Source organism: Bradyrhizobium sp. CCBAU 11386 (assembly GCF_028128955.1).
GTDB lineage: Bacteria > Pseudomonadota > Alphaproteobacteria > Rhizobiales > Xanthobacteraceae > Bradyrhizobium.
On the sequence record NZ_LBKA01000025.1, the window covers coordinates 1 to 8569 of the forward strand.

At 61.8% G+C, this 8569-nt stretch carries 4 protein-coding genes and 6 pseudogenes; 8 read left to right on the forward strand and 2 right to left on the reverse strand.

The window, feature by feature from the left end; translation table 11 throughout:
- Positions 1-1453, reverse strand: a pseudogene (locus XI09_RS06180) (hypothetical protein); the annotation flags it as partial.
- Between the two features lie 673 nt (positions 1454-2126).
- Positions 2127-2501, reverse strand: a pseudogene (locus XI09_RS06185) (transposase); the annotation flags it as partial.
- A gap of 244 nt (positions 2502-2745) precedes the next feature.
- Here XI09_RS06185 and XI09_RS06190 point away from each other — a divergent pair.
- From XI09_RS06190 to XI09_RS06225, 8 genes and pseudogenes are all read left to right on the forward strand, one after another.
- Positions 2746-3264, forward strand: coding sequence for a hypothetical protein (locus XI09_RS06190; protein ID WP_271566087.1), 519 nt, complete (start codon positions 2746-2748; stop codon positions 3262-3264).
- Positions 3265-3302: 38 nt separating this feature from the next.
- Positions 3303-4562, forward strand: a pseudogene (locus XI09_RS06195) (TraG/VirB4 family ATPase); the annotation flags it as partial.
- Positions 4559-5037 (forward strand): annotated as a pseudogene (locus tag XI09_RS06200) (DUF4141 domain-containing protein). The pseudogenes XI09_RS06195 and XI09_RS06200, both read left to right, overlap by 4 nt.
- A 10-nt stretch (positions 5038-5047) precedes the next feature.
- Positions 5048-5371, forward strand: coding sequence for a putative entry exclusion protein TrbK-alt (gene trbK-alt / locus XI09_RS06205; protein ID WP_271566088.1), 324 nt, complete (start codon positions 5048-5050; stop codon positions 5369-5371).
- Positions 5368-6727 (forward strand): annotated as a pseudogene (gene trbL / locus XI09_RS06210) (P-type conjugative transfer protein TrbL). Before trbK-alt ends, trbL begins: the two are co-directional and overlap by 4 nt.
- Before the next feature lie 3 nt (positions 6728-6730).
- A complete protein-coding gene (trbF, locus tag XI09_RS06215; protein ID WP_271566089.1) occupies positions 6731-7420 on the forward strand; it encodes a conjugal transfer protein TrbF in 690 nt (229 codons plus the stop codon).
- Positions 7417-8358, forward strand: a pseudogene (locus XI09_RS06220) (TrbI/VirB10 family protein). The gene trbF and the pseudogene XI09_RS06220 overlap by 4 nt, the downstream one beginning before the upstream one ends.
- Positions 8355-8569 (forward strand): DUF2274 domain-containing protein (locus XI09_RS06225; protein WP_271566090.1); only part of this gene is annotated, 215 nt, incomplete at its 3' end. The pseudogene XI09_RS06220 and the gene XI09_RS06225, both read left to right, overlap by 4 nt.

The window sequence follows — 8569 nt, forward strand, 5'->3', positions numbered from 1 at the left end:
CGTAGCCTTCCGCAGGAAGCTCCTCTGGCCAGCTGCCAGCTTTCTGCGACGCACTGTGCTGCGCAGCGGCGTCGCCGACCCGCGTCGATTCCCTCAGGGCCGCGTCTTCGGGATCAATATGGCGCTCGAGCTCCATCGCCTCAGCGCCGGCCGACGATTTTCGGAGACGAGCCAGTGCGGCACCGATCCGCCGGTTACCCCCGGCGTCCTTCTTATAGCACTTGACATCTCCATCCAGCGCCTTGCCTGAAAGCCGACCAGCAATGCCCGGCTTGTTGTTTTCACGCAGGTAGTGACTGAAACTGCGAAGAGCAGTTGCATCCTTCCTGATTTCAACCTTCTTGCCGGTTTCTGTCGTTTCTTCGTCTTTGTACTCTTCGATGAGAGCCGCATCCTGATGATAAGGATTCAGCTCGGCGCGGCCTGCGATCGGCTTGACTCCGCCCGTCGACTGCGAGGTCCTGAGATGATCTATTACCGTAAGAACAGCCCTGGGATGCCCCTCTTCGATGAACTGGCGCGCATCAGCGATCAGCGACTCGTCATTATGCCGAACAGCAATGGCCTGTTTGTTATTTGCGAAGAGCCAGCGGCCAAAGCTGCGAAGAGTACGTACATAGTCCTTGGCGGTGCTTTCGGCGCCCCCGCCCTTGATGAGGGCCTTCTCAAGCCCTGAAAAAAGGGCAGCATCCTCGGAATAAAAATGCAGCTCGCTCTGGTCTCTAGGTTGTCGGAGATGAGCTAGCGCGGCTCGGATCTTCCGATTATAACCGGGGTGCGATTTATAGGCGTCGACATCTCCATCCAACGACGTGCCGGAAAGCCGGGCAGCAATGCCCTCCTTATTGTTTTTACGCAGGTAATCACTGAAACTTCTAAGAGCAACTGCGTTGCTTCTGGCGGTAGCTGTCGCTGCTTCGTTTTTATACTTATTGATGAGAGCCACGTCCTCGGAGTGTGGATTTAGCTCAGCGAAGCCTGCGATCGGCACGACTCCGCCCGTCGACTGCGAGGTCCGTAGATGATCTATTGCCGTAAGGATAGCCCTGGGATGCCCCTCTTCGATGAACTGGCGCGCGTCAGCGATCAGCGACTTGTCGTTCAGCCGGGCAACAATAGCCGGTTTGTTATTTGCCAAGAGCCAGCGGCCAAAGCCGAGAAGAGAATATGCATTGTTCTGGGCGGTGTGTGGGGCGGCCCCGCCCTTGATGAGTGCCTCCTCAAGCCCCCAAATAGCCGAAGCATCCCCGGAATAAAGAGGCGGTGGAGTTGACCGAGCCGGCTGCGGCGCCGGGGCGGCCGGCATTGCTCCACCGCCTCCATCTGAATTGGCGATCTCGTTCAGTTGCCGCTCAAAGGTCGCTCCATCTGCGGACTGAACCGCGGGTGAGCTTGCTTGCGGGTCCGTGCTGTCCGATTGTTCCCGCATCCAGTTGGTCGAGGGGAGATCCATCCGTTCTCACTTTCAAAAATATAGGCCGTTTGAAGCTGGGCCTGGATCTGACGCGCCGGGGGATGCGAACGAAGATCGAGGGCGATTAGGCTAAGAGTCCACTTCTCGACGTCGGCCCCCGCAACAAACCACCCAGCCCCCGACGGGCTACCTACGCAGCGTGAGCATCGTGCGAATCGATGTTCGTCCATTGGGATCAGCTCCACATATTTTGCTACGGAGCTGTCGAGAACCTGACGACGACAATGTGTCTCGCGAAGACAGCACGGTGCACGTCTTGCGCCCTCTGCGACCAAGCGGAAACGCTCGTACCTCCGCCCGGGAATTTGACAGGATGGTTCTGGCGGTCAGATTAGCTTCGGCAGGTGTTTCTGATCGATGAGGGCCTCGATACCGAAGGCGGGTTGCCCCAAAGCATTTGTGCATGTCGGTTTCGGCCGGTGGTCTGCGATGCAGCCACGTATAGAGGTGGATGAAGGGTAGCCCTGTTGGTTTTTGCCAAAGAACTCACACCGGCCATCCGATTAGTTGTTCGTGGTGCCTCGAACGAGAACGTGTGAAACAATTGTGCGCTACCGCGATGAACGGCCGGTCGGGGAAGGGCCGGCCCATGTCCGAAAGGCCACCGAGGCCGTCGAAACCCACACGAGTACCCGGAATCAGAGCTGAGTATACGGCGGCGTTTGAAACGGCGTTGACGGACCTTTTCTTGGTCCAGACGAAGAGCTCGGCCTTGTCATTGTACGCGTTGACGTAGGCATCGATGTGTTCCTGAAGCTGTTTGAGGCTCGTAAAGGAAGTGCCGCTAAGCGACTGCACCTGCAAGATCGAAAAACATACCTCGACCCGGTTGAGCCAGGACGCACTTGTCGGCGTGAATAGTTGCACGTTGGGGTAGGCCTTGAGCCAATGTTCGTTTTTCTTGTGGGCGTTGAGTAGTCGAGGATGACGTGAAGCGTTCGGCCCGGAAAGGCCGCGGTGACGCTGTTCAGGAAGCCGAGAAACTCGCCCGGCGACGCCGTTTTGAATGCGCCGCGATGATCTTTCCGCGTTCCAGCCGATCGTGATCACCAATTCCTGCCGATCATGATCGCTGTTTCCCGCGATCGCGGTCGGGGGCAATCAGGAGGCGCGCACCGCTGACAGTCTGCAACCCGGGTAGCTTGGTCTTTTGCCTAACCGTAGAGGATCTAGATGCCACAGAGAGACTGTCCAAGCGCCACATTCGCGAAGTTCTACGCCTGCACTAAAGCGTCGGCATATCGCAACGCGCCGTTGCCCGCAGCCTGAGCTTGGCCCAAAGCACGGTCAGCAAGTACCTGAACCGAACCCGCCGTGCCGGCTTGACCTGGCCGTTGCCGCCGGAGCAGCTCGAGAACCGCCTGTATCCGCAACCATCGGATCGGCTCAGCGACGATTCCACAGCCCGAATGGGCGCTCATGCATCGCGAGCTGCGGCGCCCGCACGTTACGCTGATGCTGTTGTGGAAGGAGTATTGCGACGCAAGCTCCGACAGCTTCAGGCTATTCATGGTTCTGCGAACGCTAAGGAATGGGCCGGCCGCCTCAAGCTGACTCTGCGCCAGATCCATGTCGCCGGCGAGAAGCTGTTCGTCGACTATTCCGGCCGCACGATGGAGGTGGTTGACGGGCTCAGCGGCGAGGTGCGCAGCATGCAGATCTTCGTCGTTGTGCTCGGCGCCTCGAACTACACCTACGCCGAAGCCAGCGTCAGCCAAGCCTGCCGGACTGGCTTGCCTCGCACGTTCGGGCATTCTCTTATTTCGGTGGCGTGGCCCGGCAGACGGTGAGCGACAATCTGAAGGCCGGCATCACCCGGGCTTGCTTGACATTGAACCTTGCCCACATGATTCCGCTTTCGGCGGTCTGGGCCGGGCCAGGCCGTGATGAGCATTTCCGCAGTTCCCCGCTCTTCTTTGGCAGACCGAAGGCTCGACGCCGTTCCGCTTCTCGCTCCATGTCGGCGACGTCGGCCACACCCTGATCGTCGGCCCGACCGGCGCCGGCAAGTCCGTGCTGCTGGCGCTGATGGCGATCCAGTTCCGCCGCTACCGCAAAAGCCAGATCTTTGCCTTCGATTTTGGCGGTTCGATCCGCACGGCCGCGCTTGCCATGGGCGGCGACTGGCACGACCTCGGCGGAGGTCTGTCGAACAGCGCGGAAGACTCCGTGTCTCTTCAACAGCTGGCCTCGTATCGGCGATGCGGCGGAGCGCGCCTGGGCGGCCGAATGGGTGACCGCGATCCTCGCCAAGGAAGGCGTCACCATCGATCCAACCGCGAAGGAGCATGTCTGGTCGGCGTTGACCTCGCTGGCGTCCTCGCCGGTCGAGGAGCGCACGATCACCGGCCTGACGGTTCTATTGCAATCGGCCGCGCTCAAGCAGGCGCTGCAACCTTATTGCGTCGGCGGCGCCTCCGGCCGTCTGCTCGACGCGGAGGCCGAGCACCTCGGATTTGCGTCGGTGCAGGCTTTCGAGACCGAGGGCTTGATTGGCGCTGGTGCTGCGCCTGCCGTCCTCACCTATCTCTTCCATCGCATCGAGGGACGGCTCGATGGGCGGCCGACCCTCCTCATCATCGACGAGGGTTGGCTCGTCCTCGACGATCCCGCCTTCGCGCAACAGCTCAGGGAATAGTTGAAGACGCTGCGGAAGAAGAACGCCTCCGTCGTCTTCGCCACCCAATCGCTCTCCGACATCGACGGCAGCAACATCGCACCCGCAATCGTCGAGAGCTGCCCGACGCGGATCTTCCTGCCCAATGAGCGCGCGATCGAACCGCAGATCACCGCCATCTACCAGCGGTTTGGGTTGAACGACCGCCAGATCGAGATCATCGCGCGGGCGACGCCGAAGCGGGACTACTACTGCCAGTCTCGCCGCGGCAATCGGCTCTTCGAGCTCGGCCTCGGGCCGGTCGCGCTCGCCTTCTGCGCCGCGTCTTCCAAGGCCGATCATGCCGCAATCGAACGGCTGCTCGCCGAGCACGGCCGCGACGACTTCACGGCCGCCTGGCTTGCGGATCACGAGCTGCTCTGGGCCGCCTATCTCATCCCTGACCTGACAAACCTAGAGGTGCAATCATGACGACTCTTGATGTGCGGCGCGCTGGCTTAGCCGCTGCGACCGCACTCTCGCTCGCTCTATCGACCTCATCGCTTCTGTCGGCGCCAGCCTCCGCGCAGTGGATCGTCTATGACCCCACCAACTTTAGCCAGAACGTGCTGACCGCGGCGCGCGAGTTGCAGCAGATCAACAATCAGATCCATGCTGACCAATCAGGCCCAGAGCCTGGTGAATCAAGGCAAAAACCTCGCGAACCTGCCGTTGTCGACGCTGACCCAGCTTCCTGCAGGCGGCTCAGGCCGGCAATCAGCTGCTGGCCCTACATTCCCAGCAGCTATCCGATCTCGTCGCAGTGCTCGCCGCAAAGGGACGAGCGGACGCGCTGGAGCAGGCGCGCGTGACCGCGACCGAATCGCAGGGCCAGCAGCACTACAGGATCTTCTCGACACGCAGCGGCTATCAGCCGGGCAACGTCACCATGTTCAGCGGCAACTGAGGCTTGGGTCATGGAGCGCTCGGATCTCCTTCGCGCTGGCACGATGATTATCGTGTTTGTGATGTTCCTCGCCGCGCTGCACGTCATTCATCGGCGTCCGGCGGAGGGGCCCGTGTCCGATGCCCCCTCTGTCTCCGCTCCCGATGATCTCTCGGCCGAGCTGCGCCGCTGCGACGCGCTTGGCCCCCAGGATGCCGAAGATCCGCACTGCCAGGCGGTTTGGAAGGAGAACCGCGCGCGCCTCTTCGGCGGGCCGGCGCGGCCACTTTCGCCGCAGGCCGCGCCGGCCACTCCGCCGACGATGAACGCCACGCAGGGAGACAAGCGGCCATGAACAACGTCGGCGTCATCGATACTCCTCAATACTTTCACGACTCACATCGATTCAGGTTTCGGCCTCATCAAAGGCGAGGTCACCTATCTGTCGTCGACGTTGATTGTTATCGACATCACCTTGGCCGGCCTGTTCTGGGCCTGGGGCGCAGACGAAGACATTCTCCAGCGGCTGGTGAAGAAGACCCTCTATATCGGTTTCTTTGCCTTCATCATCACCAACTTCACCAAGCTCTCGGGCATCATCTTCAATAGCTTCGCTAGTCTCGGCCTAAAGGCCGGCGGCTCTTCGATTTCGACCGCGGATTTCCTGCAGCCCGGCAGGCTTGCGCAAGTCGGTCTCGAAGCCGGGCAGCCGCTGCTCGACGCGGCAAGCCAGATGATGGGCTTCACCAGCTTCTTTGCGAATTTTGTCCAGATTGCCGTGCTGATGGTGTCCTGGCTGCTGGTGCTGATCGCCTTCTTCATTCTGGCGGTGCAGCTGTTCGTCACGCTGCTCGAGTTCAAGCTGACGACGCTCGCCGGTTTCATCCTGATTCCGTTCGCGCTGTTCAACAAGACAGCCTTCCTCGCGGAGAAGGTGCTGGGCAACGTCGTCGCCTCCGGCGTGAAGGTCATGGTGCTCGCCGTGATCGTCGGAATTGGCACTGGGCTCTTCTCCCAGTTTACCACTGCCTATGTCGGGGGCCAGCCGACGATCGAGCAGGCGCTCGCTGTCGTGCTGGCGGCACTCGCCATGCTGGGCCTCGGCATCTTCGGGCCCGGCATCGCGACCGGGCTTGTTTCCGGCGCGCCGCAGCTTGGCGCCGGCGCTGCAGTCGGCACGGGTCTGGCTGTTGCCGGTACAGCGATGGTCGGCGGCGCGGCGCTCGGTTTGGCCGGAAGGGGAGCGATGGCAGCTAGCTCCGGTGCTGCGGCCGCCGCGCGTGGTGGTGCTGCGATGGCGGGCGGTGTGTCCTCCACCTACAGCCTCGCATCGGCCGGTCGGTCCGGCGCTGGTGGCGTCGCGTCCGGTCTCGGCGGCGTGGGCCGTGCGACACCAAGTCACGCGGCAGCTCCCGCAAGACGCGCCGCGTCGCAAGCAGCGGGGGCAATGAAGGAGAGCTTTACCTCCGGTGCCCGTGCCGGCGTCGCCAACACGGGCGGCTCCTCGACGATGGGGACCATCGGGAGTGGCGAGGCCACCAACGATGGAGCCGCATCTCAAGCAGCGAGCGAAAGCGGTCGGCCTGCCTGGGCCCATCGCGTCAAGCGCAATCAGACCGTCATTCACGGCGCTCAGACAGCCGCGCAAGCCCTCAAATCCGGCGACAGCCATGGCGGCGGCCACTCCGTCGACCTCTCGGGAGGAGAATAACGAATGTCAGTCTTCCGGCGATCGTCGGTCCGCTACGGCCGCGCACCCGAACCCGAAACCCCCTACCAGCGCGCGGCGCAAGTTTGGGACGAACGCATCGGCTCCGCCCGCGTGCAGGCCAAGAATTGGCGGCTGATGGCCTTCGGTTCGCTGATCCTCTCTTGCGGCCTCGCCGGCGGGCTCGTCTGGCAATCCACGCACGGCACCGTCGTTCCCTGGGTGGTGCAGGTCGACAAGCTCGGCGAGGCGCAAGCCGTCGCGCCCGCCACCGCCGACTACAGGCCGAACGATCCGCAGATTGCCTGGTATCTCGCTCACTTTATCCAGATCGTCCGCTCGCTTCCGGCCGATCCGATCATCGTGCGGCACAACTGGCTGCAGGCTTATGATTTCACGACAACGGCGGGCGCGGCGGCGCTGAACGACTACGCCCGCGCCAATGACCCCTTCGCCAATCTCGGCAAGCAGCAGGTCGCGATCGACGTCTCCAGCGTCATTCGTGCCTCGCCCGACAGTTTTCGCGTGGCCTGGGTCGAGCACCGCTATCAGGACGGGGCGCTCGCCGGAACCACACGTTGGACCGCAATCCTCACCATCGCAATTCAGCCGCCAACCGATGCCGATCGGCTGCTCAAGAATCCACTCGGCATGTACGTCAACGCCATCAACTGGTCGAAGGAGCTGGGACAATGACCCCGCCGAATTTCTCGAGAGCCGGTGGTCCGGCTTCGCTTTTCTTCATCATTTACGAACGCCGGAAAGACAGAGATACATGCTTCCGTAGATCCGCCTTTGCGGCTTTGCTGATTTCCGTCTCGACACTCGGCGGCTGTGCGCACAATTTCATCCCGCCCGACATCAACTACGATACTGCAGAGTCGGCGACGCTCACCACTGATCCGCCGCCGCCCGTCAAAATCGTGGAATTGCCAAAACCCCTGCCGCTGCCCGGGCAGTTGAAACCGCAGCCGCCGGCAAACGCGTCCCGGAAGCCGCTGATCCGAAGGTTCGCGTCAAACAGGCCAACGCTGCGGCACGGGTGCAGCCGGTCCGCAACGGATTCATCAACGCGGTACAGATCTATCCGTTCTCCGGCGGAGCTCTCTATCAGGTCTATACGGCGCCCGGTCAGATCACCGCCCAGGTGACCGAGGCAGTATATGACAGCCCGTCCGGCAAATATCTTCTGGTTCCCCAGGGGGCCAAGCTGATTGGTCAATACGACAGCTCTGTCGCGTTCGGTCAGTCCCGCATCCTCTTGGTCTGGACTCGCATTATCATGCCGGACGGCAACTCGATCGTGCTGGAGCGCCAGCCTGGTGCCGATACAGGTGGTTATGCCGGACTCGAGGATGAGGTCGACAACCACTGGGGCATGCTGTTCAAGGCCGCCGTCCTCTCGACCCTGCTTAGCGTCGGACCGGAGGCGGTGCACGAGCCAGAATGAGAACAACCTGGTTCAGGCGATTCGCAGCGGCGCGTCCAACAGCATCAGCCAGACCGGACAGCAAATCGTGCAACGTCAGGTCAACATCCAGCCGACGCTGACCATCCGGCCGGGTTTCCCGGTCCGGGTCATCGTTACGCGGGATTTGGTATTGGCTCCGTACGGAAAGGGAGGAACGCCATGACGAAGCTCAAGCTTGGGCCGCTTGAAGACGACAAGCCGGTCAAGCTCACGATCGAGTTGCCGGCTGCGGTCTATAGGGATCTCAAAGCTTACGCTGAAATACTGATGCGTAGCGGAGGTGCGACGACGCCGACTGAGCCTGCCAAATTAGTAGCGCCGATGATCGAGCGTTTCATGGCAACCGACCGCGCCTTTGCCAAGGCACGACGAAA

What these genes read in the sequence shown, in the direction of transcription:
- trbK-alt (WP_271566088.1), top strand. Translation starts at nt 5,048, where the DNA reads ATGGAGCGCTCGGATCTCCTTCGCGCTGGCACGATGATTATCGTGTTT.
- trbF (WP_271566089.1), top strand. Translation starts at nt 6,731, where the DNA reads ATGTCAGTCTTCCGGCGATCGTCGGTCCGCTACGGCCGCGCACCCGAA.